Annotated in this window: 15 protein-coding genes; 5 read left to right on the top strand and 10 right to left on the bottom strand. The window is 49.3% G+C overall.

All coding sequences use genetic code 11. The features are described 5' to 3' along the window. Positions 1 to 22: 22 nt before the first annotated feature. On the top strand, positions 23 to 955 hold the full coding sequence (locus tag QNJ26_16105) for a DMT family transporter (GenBank protein MDJ0987065.1): 933 nt from the start codon (positions 23 to 25) through the stop codon (positions 953 to 955). 306 nt (positions 956 to 1,261) lie between these two features. Here the strand turns inward: QNJ26_16105 and QNJ26_16100 are convergent, their stop codons facing one another. Continuing rightward, positions 1,262 to 1,504, bottom strand: coding sequence for a hypothetical protein (locus tag QNJ26_16100; GenBank protein MDJ0987064.1), 243 nt, complete (start codon positions 1,502 to 1,504; stop codon positions 1,262 to 1,264). A 212-nt stretch (positions 1,505 to 1,716) separates the two neighbouring features. On the opposite strand from QNJ26_16100, the gene QNJ26_16095 reads away from it, so the two are divergent. Both QNJ26_16095 and QNJ26_16090 read left to right on the top strand, forming a co-directional pair. Continuing rightward, the gene (locus QNJ26_16095; protein ID MDJ0987063.1) at positions 1,717 to 2,286 is read left to right on the top strand and encodes a hypothetical protein; all 570 of its coding nucleotides are present in this window, start codon (positions 1,717 to 1,719) and stop codon (positions 2,284 to 2,286) included. Between the two features lie 210 nt (positions 2,287 to 2,496). Beyond that, positions 2,497 to 3,021, top strand: coding sequence for a hypothetical protein (locus QNJ26_16090; protein ID MDJ0987062.1), 525 nt, complete (start codon positions 2,497 to 2,499; stop codon positions 3,019 to 3,021). Positions 3,022 to 3,170: 149 nt separating this feature from the next. On the opposite strand, the gene QNJ26_16085 is transcribed toward QNJ26_16090, so the two are convergent. Then, positions 3,171 to 5,519, bottom strand: coding sequence for a mechanosensitive ion channel family protein (locus QNJ26_16085; protein ID MDJ0987061.1), 2,349 nt, complete (start codon positions 5,517 to 5,519; stop codon positions 3,171 to 3,173). Positions 5,520 to 5,674: 155 nt separating this feature from the next. Between QNJ26_16085 and QNJ26_16080 the strand changes: the two genes are divergently transcribed. Next, on the top strand, positions 5,675 to 6,052 hold the full coding sequence (locus QNJ26_16080; GenBank protein ID MDJ0987060.1) for a cyclophilin-like fold protein: 378 nt from the start codon (positions 5,675 to 5,677) through the stop codon (positions 6,050 to 6,052). A 366-nt stretch (positions 6,053 to 6,418) separates the two neighbouring features. Here QNJ26_16080 and chrA read toward each other — a convergent pair whose 3' ends face one another. Together chrA and QNJ26_16070 are read right to left on the bottom strand one after the other, a co-directional pair. Further along, positions 6,419 to 7,792 carry a chromate efflux transporter gene (gene chrA / locus QNJ26_16075; protein ID MDJ0987059.1) on the bottom strand — a complete coding sequence of 458 codons (1,374 nt, stop codon included), beginning with the start codon at positions 7,790 to 7,792 and terminating at the stop codon, positions 6,419 to 6,421. Between the two features lie 81 nt (positions 7,793 to 7,873). Continuing rightward, complete coding sequence (locus QNJ26_16070; protein MDJ0987058.1) at positions 7,874 to 8,326, bottom strand: DUF302 domain-containing protein; 453 nt, start codon at positions 8,324 to 8,326, stop codon at positions 7,874 to 7,876. 251 nt (positions 8,327 to 8,577) lie between these two features. Here QNJ26_16070 and QNJ26_16065 point away from each other — a divergent pair, with 251 nt between their 5' ends. Further along, positions 8,578 to 9,135, top strand: coding sequence for an NlpC/P60 family protein (locus QNJ26_16065; protein MDJ0987057.1), 558 nt, complete (start codon positions 8,578 to 8,580; stop codon positions 9,133 to 9,135). Positions 9,136 to 9,327: 192 nt separating this feature from the next. Here the strand turns inward: QNJ26_16065 and QNJ26_16060 are convergent, their stop codons facing one another. From QNJ26_16060 to QNJ26_16035, 6 genes are all read right to left on the bottom strand, one after another. After that, the gene (locus QNJ26_16060) at positions 9,328 to 11,229 is read right to left on the bottom strand and encodes a M48 family metallopeptidase (GenBank protein ID MDJ0987056.1); all 1,902 of its coding nucleotides are present in this window, start codon (positions 11,227 to 11,229) and stop codon (positions 9,328 to 9,330) included. Between the two features lie 243 nt (positions 11,230 to 11,472). Continuing rightward, positions 11,473 to 12,063, bottom strand: coding sequence for a LemA family protein (locus tag QNJ26_16055; protein MDJ0987055.1), 591 nt, complete (start codon positions 12,061 to 12,063; stop codon positions 11,473 to 11,475). A gap of 255 nt (positions 12,064 to 12,318) precedes the next feature. After that, positions 12,319 to 12,921, bottom strand: coding sequence for a PilZ domain-containing protein (locus tag QNJ26_16050; GenBank protein ID MDJ0987054.1), 603 nt, complete (start codon positions 12,919 to 12,921; stop codon positions 12,319 to 12,321). Positions 12,922 to 12,963: 42 nt separating this feature from the next. Next, a complete protein-coding gene (locus QNJ26_16045) occupies positions 12,964 to 13,731 on the bottom strand; it encodes a phenylalanine--tRNA ligase beta subunit-related protein (protein ID MDJ0987053.1) in 768 nt (255 codons plus the stop codon). A 21-nt stretch (positions 13,732 to 13,752) separates the two neighbouring features. Then, positions 13,753 to 15,186, bottom strand: a complete 1,434-nt coding sequence (locus QNJ26_16040; GenBank protein MDJ0987052.1) for a sigma-54 dependent transcriptional regulator — start codon at positions 15,184 to 15,186, stop codon at positions 13,753 to 13,755. Positions 15,187 to 15,209: 23 nt separating this feature from the next. Next, on the bottom strand, positions 15,210 to 17,398 hold a 2,189-nt coding region (locus tag QNJ26_16035; protein MDJ0987051.1), incomplete at its 5' end, for a 7TM diverse intracellular signaling domain-containing protein.

The following is a 17,398-nucleotide window of genomic DNA, read 5'->3' as shown; positions in this document are numbered from 1 at the left end:
CCATTTTCAATTCTTTTGATAAATGAATACACAGAACTTCGATAACCCGAATTTTACCTTATTTGCCGGCACCCTTTCTGCATTTTTATGTGTTATTTTCGGCTCAAATGCGGTGGCCATCAAAATGACGTTTACCGGTTTGGGGGTTTTTACAACGGCTGCTATCCGATTCAGTATTGCTGCCCTGGCGATTTTTATCTGGGCCAAAGTCACCGGTCAAACCATCGGGCTCAAAAAAGGTCAGCTTCACCAGGTTTTGATACTGGCGGTCCTTTTTGCAATTCAGCTGTCCATGTTTTATTTCGGGCTCAGCAAATCCAATGCTTCACGCGGCACGCTCCTCGCCAATTTGGTGCCGTTCTGGATTCTATTCTTGGCCCATTTTTTAATACCCGGTGACCGCATTACCGGTCGAAAATTTCTGGGAATTCTTCTGGGTTTCAGCGGAGTTGCTTTTATGTTTGCCGAAACCAAGGGGGTATCTGCCGGATTCAGGATTGCGGAACTGATTATACTTTTGGCCACCTTCATCTGGGCCTGCAGCGTGATATACCTGAAACGGATTATCGCTGACTTCAGCCCATTCCAAATCACCCTTTATTCCATGATTTTTTCGGTACCTATCTTTTTTCTGGAAGCCTTTATATGGGACGCACCGATGGTGTCGCAGCTGGATTCAAAAATCATCGGCGCACTTTTATACCAGAGTCTGATTACCGCCGCTTTTGGGTTTGTGGCCTGGAACACCTTACTTCAAAAATATGGGGCGGTGGCCCTGCATTCTTTCATTTTCATTATGCCAATCTCGGGTGTAGCGCTGGGAGGTGTGGTATTGGGAGAACCGATTACGCTTAAAATTCTGACAGCCCTGGCTTTGATCGTAGCAGGCATTTTAGTAGTGCACCTGAAACCGCGCAAAGCCGAACCTGTCTATCCTCTCGGGAAGGGAATTTAATTTGGTTTCAGGTTTCAGTGTTCAGGTGTCAGGTGTCAGAAAACAGAAGACAGGTGCCAGAGTACAGAGGGCAGAACACAGAGAAAAGAATTCAAGGAACAAGCAGCCAGCAGCCTCCCGGACGATTTGTTTACCGTAAAGTCTAAAGGCGCGCAGCACGAAAAATACAGAAAAAATTAACTCAAACCTTAGATTTTGTTCGAGGGCAAGGCGTGCAACGCTGAAAAAGCGGAGCGTACACGGTAGTACGTGAGCATTTTGAAGCGGTTCACAACACAGCCATCGGACAAAATATAAGGTTTGGACCTACTTGATGTCTTGGATCGTGCGGGGCAGCCCGTTCAACGCTTCCGAAGCTTTCAACAGGCTCTGATTGAGGGCATCATATTCGGATTGATCGAACCGTTCTTCATGCAGCAGGCGGTTTAACTTGCCCAGATATCGCAAAATGGTGCGATTATAATCATTACAGATAATTTCAAGATCCTCAATATACTCGATCACTTGTCGATCCCATGATTTATGGGCTTTGATTTCGATCGTTTCCATCGTTTTTCCTTTGAAATAGGATTTTGGTATTTACCTAAATCCTATATCGGCTTTCCCAGATAAAACTTAAAACCTGTCTGCCACCACACTTTGCCATCTGACATGTGAAAACGCCGTGCAATGTCCTGTTGCGGTTGGTTGCTTTACTGAAAAATATTCCTAAAGTATTGGTCAAAATGGGTCGAAAGCAGATCTAGCAGCAGTCGCAACGGATGCAGCTCTATATTTTCGATTTGCTGCTGGAAGGTAACCCGATTATGAAACAATTTAATGTTGTTTTTGGCGGTGCTGTTTCAGATGATCGTAATGTTGAGGACGTCAAAAAGAATCTGGCCGCCCTATTTAAAGCCGATCCCAACAAAATTGATAAACTTTTTGAAGCGCCCCAGGTGGTTCTAAAGCGTAACGTTGATTACGAACAAGCCATGAAATATCAATCAGCACTGCGGCGCGCCGGAGCCGTATGTGACGTTCAAGAAATCATCCAGGATATTGGCCAGCAAGCAGCCACGCCATCCACACCACCACCGATTCCACAGCAATCGCGTGCTCATATGGTCGGCGGGCGAAAACAATCTGTCCACAAACCGGGACTGCAAAAACAAACATCAAAAAAGTCAAATCGAGGGCCGTTTCTTATTATTCTGGGTGTTTTGATGATCCTCATCAGAGTGGTAAGGATAATCCTTTTCGGTCATCCCGGATTCATGGATTTATTTATGGGCGGTCTGGGGGTATGCTGGTTAATTACCGGTATTCGCATGGTAGTAAAAAAATCTTAATCCGCTTCTTTGATATCCATTCTTGCTGTTGTCCATTCTAATACACAACATAAGGTCGCCTGAATTTAAGTCTGTTTTTAACCGTTAATTGATATTAATCCAGCTGGAATTGCTAAAGTTTTTAACCCACATGGTCGAAATTGTATCCAGCAGCTGTCACACCAAGTGTGTTGGTAAATTTCGGATTTGCTGCTGGAAGGTAACCCGATTATGAAACAATTTAATGTTATTTTTGGCGGTACCGTCTCAGGCGGCCGCAATGTTGAGGAAGTCAAAAAGAATCTGGCCACCCTTTTTAAGGCCGACGGAAAAAAGATTGAACAACTTTTCGAGACACCCCAGGTGGTTTTAAAGCGCAACGTCGACTATGAGCAAGCCATGAAATATCAGGCGGCACTCCAGCGTGCCGGTGCCATTTGTGATGTTGAAGAAGTGATCCAGGATATCGACCAGCAGGCTGCAGCGCCCGCCAGCCCGCCGCCGCTTCCGCAGCAGTCCGGGGTGCATATGGTCGGCGGTCAAATACAGACTGCCCATGAATCCGAGACTGAAGTGTCGCCCAAGGTCAAAGACGGCTCCGGTATTGGGGATATCATTGCCGGAGTGGTGTTGATCGGTATCGGCTTTTTATTTGGGGGCTCCATATTTTTGGGGAATCCGACTCCGCTGGATTATATTTTTGACGGTCTGGGATTGTTCTGGATCGGCAAGGGTATCTATCGGCTGGTGCGCTGACGCCACTCCGGGGCAGAGCGTTTGATCACCATCTACGTTAGCAATATCTTTCCTAAAACATTCTTATCGAGGACGAGAACGAGGACGATTACGAGGGTGAGTAATTTAGCTCAGCCGTGTTCGTCCTCGTTCTTGTAATCAAACATCACTTATTTAGGTTTTTCCCTGGCAGCTGCCTCCTCCGCTTCTTGAGCTGCCGCGGCTGCAGCTGCGGCAGCGCCGGCCTGGGCGGCATTGGTAGCATCGCTATCTTTATCTTCACCCGGCGGCATGTATACGGTTACATTGCGATGCGCAAATTCAATGCCGTGCTGCGCAAACATTTCCTGGATCATGCGGAAAACCTCTCGCCGGATGACAAACTGCTCGCCGGGGATGGTCTTAAACTTAACGCGCATGATCATGGCCGAGTCGTCCAACTCTCTAACCCCCTGGGATTTGACCTTATCCAGTAGGTTGGGCCCCATTTCCGGGTGTTCTTGAATGGCCACATTGATGCGTTTGATAATTTTACGGACCTTGTCCACATCGGTGTCATAGCGCACCCGGAAATCCAGTTTGGTAATGATATAATCGCGGCTGTTATTGGTGACCGTGCCCATACTGCCGAAGGGAATGGTGTGAACCGGGCCCCGGGGGCTGCGCAGTCTCAGCGAGCGCAAAGAGATGTGTTCCACCATGCCCTTGGTGCCGCTGGTTTCAATAAAATCGCCTACGCGAAACGAATCATCGATTAAAAAGAAGATACCCGCGATAATATCTTTTACCAGGGTCTGGGCCCCAAACCCGATGGCCAGACCGATCACACCGGCACCGGCTATCAGCGGTCCGATGTTGATCCCCAGTGAGGACAGCACGATCAGGGTCACAATCACAAATAAAACCGAGATGACAAATTTGCGCAGCAATATCAGCAGGGTCCCGATGCGTGAGCCGCCGGCGCCGCCTTCTTCCATATCTTCATCAGATTCCGGCATTTCTTCTTTGAGCTTGCGATCGATGCGGGCTTTGATGATCTGCCAGGTGATCAGGCCCAGCACAACGGTGATCAAGATACTGAGGATCGAGCGCGTAAACAGGCGGCCAAAGGACAGATCGATGCCCCATAAGCGCAGCATGATGAAAAATAAAAATAAGACCAGAAATATGCGCAGGCAGCGGCTGATCAGCGGAATATAATGTTGAATATCCATCTTGCTGTCAACCGGTTGCAGTTCATCAACCGGCTTTTCAACCGCGTCCCCGCTCAAATCCACAATCTCCGGCAGCTCGCCGGAAGCCATCTTTAACAGGCGCTGGCCCCATTGATCCAGCCCAATAAATATCGGTATGATAAAAATGCTGGCAATCAGCCCAACAATGTCCGCATCATGCTCAAGATAAACCTCATTGATCCAGAAAGCCCCCATGACCAGCACGTATAGGATGGCCAGGTAATGCCAGTTGCGCGCCAGCCGCTGCCCGAAGGTGACCTTTTCATCCTTTTCATCCCTGTCGCCCAACAACCCTTCGGCCACCCGCTTCCGGCTTTGCCAGATCATGATCACCAGTGCCAGAATAACAAGTGCACCGGCGCAGCTGTATATCAGCATATACAGCTGATTGCTGATCCCGGCCCGCAACAGGATAATGGCCGTCCCGGTGACCGTCCCGGCAACGATGGTGATACCGCAAATCCAGCGATGCAGGAAACTGGCATCCCTTTCCTGCAGTGGAAATAGGCGCAGCCCGCCGGCAGCCGGCGCAAAAATGGTTGTGGCTGCAAAGGCGAAAAGCATAATGTAGTAGCTGACGACAATATAGACTGAGGCGATTAAATAACCCGGTTGACCTTTCCTGAAGAACAATACAAATAAGATAAACGTCGCCAAAATGTAAATGACCACGCCAGCAGCATTGAGCAGCATGCGCGATAAAACCCGTCCGAAGAATTCCAGGCGGCCCAGATTCATGGTTTGCAGGAGTTGTTTTCGAATGGCCCATGTCGCCCGTCCGAACAACCATTTGAGAATCAGGCCGGCGGCAATGATCAGGGCTGTTGCGAACAGAATACCCACCAAATGGGAAGCCCCCCTGTCGCCGGTAAGCTTTTTAACGGCTGCATCCCATTGGTCGGAGCGTTCATGCGCGCCGGTAAACACCGAACCGATTTTATTGAGAATCGCACTAGCCTTATCAGCAAAACGATAAAACAGGTCCATCGGTGTGCTTCGTGCGGTGGGCAGTGTATTTGCAGCAGTCTCCTGTTTCAGCTTTTGGGCCAGCTGTTGCCTGACCTGGACATCATCCATGGTGGCCAGCTGCGCATCGACTTCTTCCGGAGATAGGTCCGCTGGAACCTGGGTTTCCGGATTATTGCCGCTTGAGGATTTTTTTGTCATCTGGGTGACAGCTGCCGGGTTGGCCTGTGCCGTTGGATGGGCCACAACCATCACCATAAAAATTAATGCCCAAAACAGGATATGACGCTTGGCGAAGTTCACGCTTTGAAAAAGCATTGCTATCCTCCTTTAGATCAGATGCTCGAAGATGGAGCTAATATGACATTGCAAATGGTGTCGTGCAAGCAAAATGTGTTTGGAAGAAGCCCAGCTTTACTTTGGAGGGCTGATAATGTAGATTCTATTGGTTTCAACAGAAAGGAGAAGAACAGATGCCCACACCCATTGTTGTGAAGATCGGAGACTTAGAGCTCACAGGTGAATTTAACGATACCCCTGCCGGCAAGGCGGCAGCGGCTGCCTTGCCGTTTGAATGGAGTGGCAGTCGCTGGGGTGATGAGTATTACGGTCCGCCAACAGCGGATATCGGTGATCATCCCGGGGAAAAAGGCGCCCTCATGAATGTCGGCGATCTGGGCTGGCATGCCCCCAACCAGTGGTTTTGCCTGTTTTTTGGGCCCACCCCGGCCAGCAGTGGCGATGCGCCCGAGGCAGCGGTTCCGATTTTAACCATCGGAAATGTCGACGGAGACTGGATAGCGCTTGGTGAGATGGGCGGTTCCATCACTGCCCGGATCGAAAAAGCGTAGAATGTCAGTCTTACTGCCACTTGTGAGTGCAGCGTATAAAGCTTTTTAGACAGGATTTACAGGATTGTCAGGATTATTTTTGGCCGTTCCCCGGAAGAGAACGGCCAAACCCTATCGCCTGCGGCGAGCATTAGTTGCTTTCATCAACTGTGTTGGTGTTTTAAATGTTTAGCAGCCATTTCCGAGTTTGAATTGTTTAGCCGAATAATTTTTCCGCTGAAAGCGGATTGAGTTTAGTCGCTCTCATCCGGAGAGCGACTAAGAGAAATATCCTCAAAATCCTGTAAATCCTGTCAAATAATAAGAATCAATCTGTTCAATAAAACAAATTCTTGGGTATCGGTCCGCCTGGGGCAGATTGAGGTTCTAAAGAATTAACTGATGCCAGATGAATCCGATCGCGCCGGCAGCAAAAATAACCGTCATGATGCCGACTTTAAACCATTGAATCGCAACAAAGGCGGCCAACCCGATCACAGCGGCAAACCCGTTGAAACTACCATCGAAAGGCATAAGCACCTGTAGCCCAAACCAGACGGCCAGGTTCAATACGACACCTACTATTGCAGCGGTAATGCTGGACAGGGCCGCCGAAAGGGTGGGATTATCACGGAATTTTTCGATATACGGTCCCCCTAGGAAAATAAACAGAAAACACGGCAGAAACGTAAAATAAGTGGCCACCAGCGAGCCCATCAGCCCACCGAGAATCGGACTCCAGCCGGCGGCGTAATTCCAGCCGGCCATAAAACCGACAAATTGCACCACCATGATCAGGGGGCCGGGGGTGGTTTCGGCCAGGCCCAGGCCGTCGATCATCTGCGGACCCGTCAGCCAGGCATACTGCTCGACACCGGCCTGGGCGATATAGGCTAAAACGGCGTAGGCGCCACCAAACGTCAAAAAAGCCGCCTTGGTAAAAAACAGCGCCTCGGTGTAAAATACCCGTTGGGGCAGCAATGCGTACAGCGCTACCACCGGTATCAGCCACAGCAGAAAAAAGACAGCTACCAGCACTACATTTCTGCCGGTGGACGGATTGATGTGACATACCTCCGGATCCTCACAAATTTGCACATATCCCGCATCAAAATCGCGGGCATCCTTGCCTTTGATGACCTCAAATTTTGCCGGCAGGGCATAGTGACCGGCCAGCCCGATCAGTCCGGCGCCAAGAACGATCAGTGGAAAAGGGATTTTAAAAATAAAGATCGCAATAAAGGACAGAGCTGCAACGGTGACCATGATGCCATTTTTGAGCGCTTTTTTGCCGATCTTGATCACCGCCGCTACGACAATGGCCATGATGGCCGCCTTCAGGCCGCTGAACACAGACGCCACCCAGGGAAAGGCGCCATAAGCGGCATAAATGTAGCTTAAGGCAAACAGGATAAAAATGGAGGGAATGACAAAAAGGGCCCCCGCAACAATTCCGCCGGGAAGCCGGTGCAGCAGCCAGCCGATATAAATGGCCAACTGTTGGGCCTCGGGCCCGGGCAGCAGCATGCAATAATTCAACGCATTTAAAAAGCGCTTGTTGCTGACCCACTTTTTCTGATCCACCAGCTCGTGATGCATGATCGATATCTGCCCGGCCGGCCCGCCAAAGCTTATGAAGCCGAGCTTTAGCCAGAATTTGAAAGCCTTGCCAAAGGATGGATGCGCGATGACCAGCTTTTCGCCCTCTTTGCTCTCGGTTTTCAAATTTTCTTCAAGTGTTTCCACATTTACTGTTGCCATTGATGAAAGGTTCCGGTGACATGCCGTTTTTCCGTATTAATCCGCTTCAACAAGCATTTATTTGCGTTTTAAAAGAATAATTTAAGGTTGCGTGGCAGCCTTTGCAAAATTTTTAAGCGCATTTTGCACCTTATCCAGCACCGGCTGGCAGCCATCGATCCCATGACGCTTTGCCAGGTACCGGGGGTCGTTGTAAGTCAGCCACACTTGCCCGTTTTCATCCTGCCAGATGAGCGCTTTTTGCGGCAGATCAATGCCAATTGTCTGGCCGCACTGCATCAGCGGCGCTCCGACTTTGGGGTTGCCGAAGATCACCAGCTCGGTGGGCCGCAATTGTTTTCCCACATTACGGGCGCCTTCACTGTGGTTGACCCGCAAAAAAACGGTCATTCCTTTTTCTTTTAAAACCGCCTCCAAACGATCAGCGGTAGTTTTGACATCGTGCGAACTTTTAACATTTGTTAAGCCGGTATCAGCGAATACCGGCAGGGTAAAGGCGACAATCAAAATGAGAGCAATACATACGGTGCGCATGTTTCATCCTTTCTTGGCTTTAAGTTAAGATCTACCTAAATGGTAAAACAGGGTTATGCATAAGCAACTGTTTTGCCCATTTTCCCGTCGACTTTGTCAATCGAACGGTCATCTATACTCAGAGAGGGCTCAAACTGAACGTATCGGGTTGTTGCGAATTCAAGAAATTGAGATTTTGACCGATGGTTTAACATAGAACACCTTTTTGAATAAATGTGACGGAACTAAGGTTTTTGAAGCGGACCTCAAATATGAAACAACTGCTTAACATTCTGTGTTGGTTCAAATCGACAGGGTTTCCTGTGCTATCCGCACTGACGGCCCTTTCTCTGATGGGTGGGTGTGCCGCCAACCCCAAACCGGCTGCCGTGTCACCTCCTGTGGTGACACACACGCAAATCAACAAAAGGTATGCCGTTGACGCTGAAATCGAAAACCGCTTGCGTCAGGAATACCGGCGCTGGGAGGGGACTCAGCATCGACTGGGCGGCAGCAGCCGCCGTGGAATTGACTGCTCCGGTTTTGTCAGAGCGGTCTATAAAGATGTCTTTAACATTTATTTACCGCGCACCACCCAGGCGCAAATCCGGCAGGGAAGAGCGGTAAGCTATGAGAATCTTCGCGCCGGCGACCTGGTGTTCTTCAGGCCGCCGACTTATCCGCGGCATGTGGGTATTTATCTGGGCGGATCAGAATTTGTGCATGCTTCCAAAAACAAAGGCGTGACGGTGTCGAAGATCGATAAGGTTTACTGGGGAAAATATTACTGGACCGCAAGACGCATCCTGCCAAAATCTTACCAACCCTAAATTAGCACAGTCGCAATAATTTTTAGTGTGCTGTCCCGCAATACACATATTTTATAGGTGTCAGGTGTCAGGTTTCAGGTGTCAGCCCTTCTATTTGTCCCTGAAAACTGACACCTGACACTTGAACCACCAACGGCGGAACTACAGAGTCTGACACCTGACACCCGAAACCTGTATACTTGAACATAGGGATCAATCGCTGAAGGGGTCCAGAAAAGGGGGCAGGGGGATGTCTAAGGCATAGGCCACCGCGCGCACCAATTCGGCTTCTTCTATGGTAACGCGTTCGTCATGAAGCACGCAATGGGCGCAGGCATCCAGGAATATTTTTTTAACGCCCGGGCTGGCCAGTGCAAACCGCTTCAGGGCAACCCGCAGCGCTCCGAACGACACTTTGCCGGCCGGCTGCATCTTCCAGCGCGAATCTGTGATATTCAATCTTTTCCATCCGTAGTTAAAAGCGGCCTGGGCGGCTGTTTGTTGGGGATGGCCGACATGGGCAAGCTGCGAGAGAATGGTGGCGGCATCTGCAGCCAGCGCAGAGATGTTTTTATAAACAATGTCTTTTTTATGGCGCTGATAATTTGCACCCAGCCGATGCGTGATGATTTGTTGAAGCGCAAATTCAAAAAAAGAAAGCCGCGCGTCGGCCTCCACCATAATCTGAATAAAGGCCTTAAATTTAGCATACTGGCCGGCAGACATCTGGCGTAAAACCGGCAGCGCCAAATCCAGGATGGGCAGCCGCAATTGCAGATCCAGGGTCTTGAAATGCGATTCGAGACTTGTCAGGTGCCAGATCAGCTTGCCGGGAGCGTGCTTTTGCAAACGCTTCAGCTGGCGTTTTCTGATCTGGGGATCTTCATCGAGCAACAGCATACAGGTGACGGCCATTGCGCCTAAAATATCGTTGAGCTCGGTTTTGATCTGGTGGGGGATGGTGGCTATTAGTTTTCGACCTTTGCGGATGTTCTGCTCGGTTATATTGCCCGGTTTCTGAATGACTGCACCAGCGCCGGCGGCCAGTGCTGTGATCGGGGCTGATGCAGCAGAAACCGCCTCCTTTGCGGGTTTGGGAGCAATCACCGCCGGCTTTTTTTCCAGAACCTGCTGAATTCGGCTTCTATATTCCGGCTCGAGGCGCTGAATTCTGTCTCTTAAGGGTGGATGGGTGGCAAATGCGGAGCGAAATGCTGACCCAATGAACATATGACAGATTTCCTGGGCATGGGGTGAATGTATACGGGAGCCGTGCAAAAGGGAGCCTATTTTGATTAATGCACCTGAAAGGCCCCTTGGGTTGCGGGTGAATTGGACTGCCGAGGCATCGGCAAAATATTCTCTTTGTCGCGAGACAGCAGCCTGGATCATGCGGCCGAACAGGAAGCCCAAAGACCCAACCAGCATTAAAAGCAGGGCAATCACGACCACGACGCCGGCGTGTTTGTTGTTGCCGGATCTTCTTTGCAGCATCAGACGTCCGACATAGGCAATGACCATGATACCGCTGAGCAACCCAATCAGGCGGATATTCAAACGCATATCCCCGCTTAGAATATGGCTAAATTCGTGGGCAATAACTCCTTGGAGCTCATCACGGCGCAGCTCGCTTAAACAGCCGCGGGTAACTGCTACGGCGGCATCATTGGGTGTGTAACCGGCGGCAAAGGCGTTGATGCCTTTTTCCTCGTCAAGAATATATACCTGCGGCACCGGTATGCCTGAGGCAATGGCCATCTCCTCAACTACATTGATCAGTCTGCGCTCGGCGGCATCTGTTGTAGCGGTATTAATGAGTCTGCCGCCCTGCTTTTCAGCAATGGCCCTGCCGCCTTTTGCCAGTTCGATGATTTTAGCAATGGTGCCGAAAAGGATGACCAGCAGCGTGGCGCTTATCACCCAAAACCCCAGTTCGGGCTGGATCATCTCAAAGCTGTACAGGTTAGCGCCAGGTTGGCGGGAGTAATGATAAAACATGATGATCAACGCAATCCCGTAAACTGCAAACGCAATCGCCAAAATCGCCAAAATAAATAAAGCGATCAAGCGGCTGGTTTTGGCTCGGGCGATATCCTGGTGTTTGAAAAAATCCATTGGGTGTTATTTATACTTCTTAAAAGCTATGTGTTTAATACCTTTCAACTTTCTTTATCGGGTGTCAGGTTCTCCAGTTCCGCCGTAGGCGGTTCAGGTGTCAGGTGTCAGGTTTCAGGGACGAATCGAAGGGCTGACACCTGACACCTGAACACTGTAATCATTGGCATGCCGTTACATGAACCACAAAGCAGTACCGAGATATGGCGCACGACATTTGTAACTCCTTTGTGATATTTGAAACTAGAATGAAACCTTGGGTGCCTGCTTTTCTTCGGGTGTCTCGGTTGACTCCAGCCATTGGGCCGTTGAAAAATTAAACATGCCTGCAATGATGGTGTGGGGAAATTTTTCGCAGGTGATGTTATAGGTTGTAATGGCGTCGTTAAATGCCTGACGCGCGAAGGCTATCCGGTTCTCAGTTGAGGTCAGCTCCTCTTGCAGCTCCAGCATGTTTTCATTGGCTTTTAAATCCGGGTAATTTTCAACCAGAGCAAATAGGCGACCTAAGGTTCCGGCCAGCAAACCTTCGGCGCTGGCCAGATCTTTCATCGCCTTCGGATCTCCGGGATTGCCCGCAGCCTTCTGACTGGCATCCAACGCACCCGCTCTGGCCTTGATAACGGCCTCCAGCGTTTCGCGCTCATGCTTCAAATAGCCCTTGGCTGTTTCAATTAGATTCGGGATCAGGTCATAGCGGCGTTTGAGCTGGACGTCGATTTGGGCAAACGAATTTTTATACCGGTTTCGAAGCGTCACCAGACGGTTGTATATGGCAGCCACTGCAATGATGGCCAGCAAAATCAGAACGCCGATAAGTATTGCTGCAGTCATTTTGTCCTCCTCGTTTAATGTGGATAGCGCAAAACCGCAAACGGCTTTTATAAAATTATACCCTACATTCCTTAAATGTCGAAGTAAATCTTATTAGATCGCATCAAGGGTTGTCTTCGCAAAAACGTGTTATAAGCCCAAAGACAGTTTACACGGACCTGTAGAGAGGCGGGAATTTGTGCAATCGAATGGACGCGGCCAACTCGCTAAAAGGCCTGTTGGCGCTATTGACTGCGGCATCCATCGAAACGGAGTTTAGCTTTTGATGCTGATAAACTTGACGCCGAAACCATTCGGTCCGTCCCAGATGACCTCCCCTTTTATTTTGGCGGTTTTAGCACCTTTTAAGGGGACAACCAGCGTGACGATTTGACCCACTTGCAAACGATGATAGGTTTCGATAAATACGCCGGAAGGACTGATATTTTTGGCCAATCCTTTGAGGATCTTGTTTTTGGCGGAGAATAAAAGGTTCTGGGAATAGCGTTTGCGGGGGTGTTTTCTCTGATCATTTAGAATCTTAAGATTGCCGTTGCGCGCTTTTTGTTTATCGTAATCAATACTGTATTGAACACCATACCCATAGGTAAAGTGGGATGTCGGCAGCTTTTTGCGCCACATTATTTTAGCCCGCAGGCATTCATACGTATCATGTGTATTGCTGTATGGCGAATATTCGACCCCGATAAAGACCTCATCGCCCAGATCCAACCAGTTGTCGGTCTCAAAATACAACCCATGTTTGCTGTAATTGAGCATTCTGGCCTTATATATGATGCCCGCATTTAAATTTTCAATGGTCACCGGTGACTTATAGTTAATGCGGGCGTTATCTCTATTTTCCGGGTTTTTGTTCATTTCACATCCAGTTTAGACCCTATGATTTAATCGTGCCTGTGATCAAACGTCCAACGGATAAGTCGGCTGTTCGGCGGACAGCAACGTTGTCGTCACTTCTGCCTGGCCGTATTTTTCGAGCATGCGCGCAACCCTGTCGCGGGTCGCAACCGCCCGGGCTTCACTGTCTGCTCCCAGGCCGTCGATATTCATTACCATAACGCGAGTATCTTCAGCAATACGGGTGGTATGCCCATTGCGCCAATTCCAGCGCCGGCACATGACTTCTTTTGATTCGGGAACCACATAAATCACTTCCCCGGCTTTCGGATGTTCGCTGTGATCCGGTTTGCCCAGAGGGGTGAACCTCTCGCTGCCGTCGGCGTAGCGCAATTCCAGACTGCCGGCTGCCCGGATGACATCATCACCGCCGACCGGCATATGCGCCTCGATGGAGCTGATGTTCATAATAGCGACCACTTTGCTGATGAACGGTATGCGGGCGCCGGGCTTTTGAACCCGTTTCAAAAGAGCGCAGTGCGCCGGGGGGAATTTATTCGGATTCGAACCGAATTGCCGATGGGCCTCGGTCCAGGCGGCGGCCAATGGGTCTGTTTTTAGATCGATCGGCTGCCGGGCGGCCTGTTCGATGGCACGGCCGAGTTGGTCTTCAAGTTCACTCGACTGGCCCTGGTTGTCTAAATGTCGGGCAATCACTATGCCGCGTCGAAACGTCGGATAGGTTTCAAATATTTCTGGTTGGATTCGGATTTCGGCCATGATGCTTATTTTTACCATCCGAATTTTGGCAGACGCAAGCACAAAATCCATTTTTGGATGGGCTACACAATTTCATTGCGACTTAGCCTGCTGCTCGGCCTTTTTAAGCCGCTTATTCAACGCCTGGCGTGAAATCCCCAGGCTCAGAGCTGCAATCGATTGATTCCCGTTGGATCTTTTCATGGCTTCATCAACCAGCATCTGCTCGATTTGTTTGAGCGTGGGCAATTGTTCCGAAAACTTGACCGGGGAGTCTTGTGGGGAGATGGGCGTTGTTGAATCCAGATCGGAGTGCGGCTGTTTTTTGATAATATGGGCTTTAAAAGTATCCATTGACAGTTTGCCGGATATATGACTGCTGACGGCATTAAATACCATGGATTCAAGTTCTCTGATGTTGCCCGGAAAATGATAGGTCGAAAGCAGCGTGATCAGCTCCTGCGGTGGCGTAGGTTTTTTCTTGTTTAACGCTTTGGCGGCCTTTTCCAAAAAATGAACCACCAGGGCCGTTAAATCTTCAAGGCGCTGGCGCAGGGGCGGAATGTGGATTTGATGATCGCACAACCGATAATAAAGATCTTTGCGAAACTGGCCGGCTGATTGCAAGGCATCAAGATCCTGGTTTGTGGCCACCACGATTCTGGCATTCGACCGTTTGGCCACATCGGATCCGATGGGAAAAAATTCGCCTTCCTGTAACAGACGCAACAGCTTTACCTGCGAAGTCAGACTCAGATCGCCGATTTCATCCAGAAAGAAGGTGCCGCCGGTAGCCTGCTCGATCAATCCTTTGCGGGCCTCACGCGCATCGGTAAAAGCGCCTTTTTTGTGACCGAACAGCGTGTCGGCAAACACCTGGTCATCCAGGCCGGCCACATTGACCGGCACAAACGGGCCGGAACGATTGCTGAGGGTATGGACCGCCCTGGCCACCAGTTCTTTTCCCACACCGGTTTCACCGGTGATCAAAACCGGACGCGGACTGCCGGAGATGGCTTCGATATATTGAAATATGGCGCGCATAGCCGCAGCGGTGGTAATAATTTCTGAGAAAGCTTCGGGCTTTTCAAGTTTGTCCGATAGCACCTGGGCTTTGAGCAGTTGGTTTTCACGCTGCAGTTCTCGCAGCTCAATGGCTCGCTTGACACCGCCGATCAGGCGGCTTTTCTCCACCGGTTTTAAAATATAGTCAAAGGCACCGTGCTGCATGCAGGTTACGGCTGTATCCACATCGTTTGAGCCGGTGACGACCACAACCGGAATTTCCGGATATTCGGCGGTTATCTGTGGCAGCAATTCCTCGCCGGAAATATGCGGCATTCTGAGGTCCAACAGCATCACTTCAATTTCCTGACTGGCAAGCAACGGCATGACATCGCGACTATCGTGACAGGGGATAAAATTGTTCATATTGGCAGAGCGCAATGTCATCTCAAAGCTGGTAATTGCCTGAGCTTCATCATCCACCATCATGACCGGAAACTGCGGATAGTTTGACTGAGTCATTTTGAGTTGCCTTTCACGGTTTATTACTCTTGTTTAATCGGCAGGGTGATCGTTGCCGTGGTGCCCACGCCGGCTTCAGAGATGAAATGTAAGTTGCCCCCGTGCTCCTCTACGATTCGTGATGAAATTGATAACCCCAGTCCGACCCCACCAGCATCGTGTTTGGTGGTAAAAAACGGGTCCATGATATGCTCTAGTGTCTCTGGTGGAATTCCCACGCCCTCATCTCGAATGATGATCATAATATTCGAGGGGTCTTTTTTATTTGTGGTTGATATAAAAATACCCTTGTTGGTGTCTGAAAGGGCCTGGCAGGAATTTTGGATTAAATTGATCATGACCTGTTCGAGTCGCTGGAAATTTCCCTTTAAAAACGGTAAATTCTTTCCGTAGATAATTGAAAATTTGTGGGTGGCGGTTTTGATCATATTGGCAAGAAGCGAAACGGCTGATTCTAAAACCGCATTGATATCGATCGATTGGGTGAGGTCGGCAGTGTCGTCTCTGACATAATTTTTGAGATCGTCAACAATTCGTTTAATCCGTTTGGAACCATCGGATATACCGGAAAACAGAGCCGGAATATTTTTGCGCATTACGCTGAATTCCATGCCGCCGACGATAAAATCACCGTTTTCCTTATAATACTTTTCCAAAATCGGCATTGAATTTTCCCAGGCCTCCCTTAAAATAGGGGAGTTTAACATAATAAAGTTGTTGGGGTTGTTGATCTCATGGGCGACACCGGAAACCAGCGTGCCCAGCGCCACCATTTTGCTGGCCTGCATGAGCTGCTGCTGATGAATTTTGGCCTGTTCCTCGGCATTTTTGCGTTCGGAAATGTCCCGGGCAACCCCCCGAAAGCCAATCGGCCGGCCTTCTGAATCCTGCATTAACGATACGGAGAGCTCGACAAATTTCGTGCTGCCGTCTTTTGCAATCATCTCCCAATCAATTGCTTTGGCAGGTTGGCCGGTTTTATAAACAGTGTTAAAGGTATCATATACCTTCTTGGCTGACTGTGCGCTCATAAATTGCTGGTTGTTCTTCCCGATGAGTTCCTCTTTTGTATATCCTAAAGCTCGGCGCAAGGATTCATTGAAGAAGGTCAGATTGCCGGCCAGATCGACCTCGTAATACCCTTCCTCCATATTTTGCAGGATGGTTCGGTATTTTTCTTCAGATTCGCGCAATGCTTCCTCAGCCTGAACCCGATCGATGATCTCCGTCCTGTAGGATCCGAGGGCATCTCTTAAGTCTTTGCGTTGGGATTCAACTGTGCTCATAGCTGTTGAGTATCGATAGGAGAGTAAAAATGCTTGGGACAGAATGAAGAAAAGGAATCCGAACGGCGCAAAGAAACCGGTTTGGATGATTTCGTCAACGTGCAGCATGTCATTTATGACCGTAATCGCCAATATCAAAAATCCGGCCAGAAAAACAAGGGCCTCAATATTGTGCTGCCGTAGAGAAACCATAATCACATAAAAACTGTACAGAAGCGTTCCGATGGTGATCACTTCATATGGATTGACCGTATAGGAAGTCAGGCGTGCAGGCGCAAAAACCACAATACCGGAAACAACAATGGCAAGTATTTCAATCAGGCGCAAAATGGTTTTTGAAAAATTAGGAAAAAGTGAGCGCATAAATATGGCAAAGGCCGGGACAGCCAGATAAAACGAAAGATACTCCAACTTTATCAGCAATTCCCAGCTCATTTGCGGGAATAATTGCGCCAGATATCGTCCACCGGTGGTCAGCAGTCTTGAAGCAATTAAGAAACAAAAAATACTGAAATATAGCGGTGAACGGTCTTTTTGCCTGAAAAGATAAAGGCCCAGATGATACAGGGCCATAATGAAAAGGCAGCCGAAAAGGAAAAGATCCAGACTGAGGCGCCGTTCATGGATATCGCGGATATCCTTTTCGGTACCCAACTTGATGACTTCCCAGGGCCCGCCGCCGCGTCTGTGATGAAAATTGGATACCTGCAAGATCATATCCACGCGGCTGTTTTGTGCTTCAAAATCAACCACCTGATGGTATTGCTGCGGAACAGTTGATTCACGGTCTTTGCCGGCAACACCCATAGCAACGATTTGTTTTCCATTGATGTAAAGCGTATAGGCGACTGACACTTCCAGCATCCTAAGCGCCAGTGAAGGCGACGCTTCATTTAGCAGGATATTGAGGCGGTAGGTTGCATACC

It is taken from the genome of Desulfobacterales bacterium, from assembly GCA_030066985.1.
Lineage (GTDB): Bacteria > Desulfobacterota > Desulfobacteria > Desulfobacterales > JAHEIW01 > JAHEIW01.
Note: the sequence above shows the minus strand (reverse complement) of the source record. Positions and strands in the feature narration are given on the sequence as shown.

Excerpts from the sequence above, each read along its gene's own strand:
- QNJ26_16085 (MDJ0987061.1), bottom strand. The coding sequence starts at position 5,519 with ATGCTTTTTCAAAGCGTGAACTTCGCCAAGCGTCATATCCTGTTTTGG.
- QNJ26_16080 (MDJ0987060.1), top strand. The coding sequence starts at position 5,675 with ATGCCCACACCCATTGTTGTGAAGATCGGAGACTTAGAGCTCACAGGT.
- QNJ26_16055 (MDJ0987055.1), bottom strand. The coding sequence starts at position 12,063 with ATGACTGCAGCAATACTTATCGGCGTTCTGATTTTGCTGGCCATCATT.
- QNJ26_16095 (MDJ0987063.1), top strand. The coding sequence starts at position 1,717 with ATGCAGCTCTATATTTTCGATTTGCTGCTGGAAGGTAACCCGATTATG.
- QNJ26_16045 (MDJ0987053.1), bottom strand. The coding sequence starts at position 13,731 with ATGGATTTTGTGCTTGCGTCTGCCAAAATTCGGATGGTAAAAATAAGC.
- QNJ26_16060 (MDJ0987056.1), bottom strand. The coding sequence starts at position 11,229 with ATGGATTTTTTCAAACACCAGGATATCGCCCGAGCCAAAACCAGCCGC.
- QNJ26_16065 (MDJ0987057.1), top strand. The coding sequence starts at position 8,578 with ATGAAACAACTGCTTAACATTCTGTGTTGGTTCAAATCGACAGGGTTT.
- QNJ26_16105 (MDJ0987065.1), top strand. The coding sequence starts at position 23 with ATGAATACACAGAACTTCGATAACCCGAATTTTACCTTATTTGCCGGC.
- chrA (MDJ0987059.1), bottom strand. The coding sequence starts at position 7,792 with ATGGCAACAGTAAATGTGGAAACACTTGAAGAAAATTTGAAAACCGAG.
- QNJ26_16050 (MDJ0987054.1), bottom strand. The coding sequence starts at position 12,921 with ATGAACAAAAACCCGGAAAATAGAGATAACGCCCGCATTAACTATAAG.
- QNJ26_16090 (MDJ0987062.1), top strand. The coding sequence starts at position 2,497 with ATGAAACAATTTAATGTTATTTTTGGCGGTACCGTCTCAGGCGGCCGC.
- QNJ26_16100 (MDJ0987064.1), bottom strand. The coding sequence starts at position 1,504 with ATGGAAACGATCGAAATCAAAGCCCATAAATCATGGGATCGACAAGTG.
- QNJ26_16040 (MDJ0987052.1), bottom strand. The coding sequence starts at position 15,186 with ATGACTCAGTCAAACTATCCGCAGTTTCCGGTCATGATGGTGGATGAT.
- QNJ26_16070 (MDJ0987058.1), bottom strand. The coding sequence starts at position 8,326 with ATGCGCACCGTATGTATTGCTCTCATTTTGATTGTCGCCTTTACCCTG.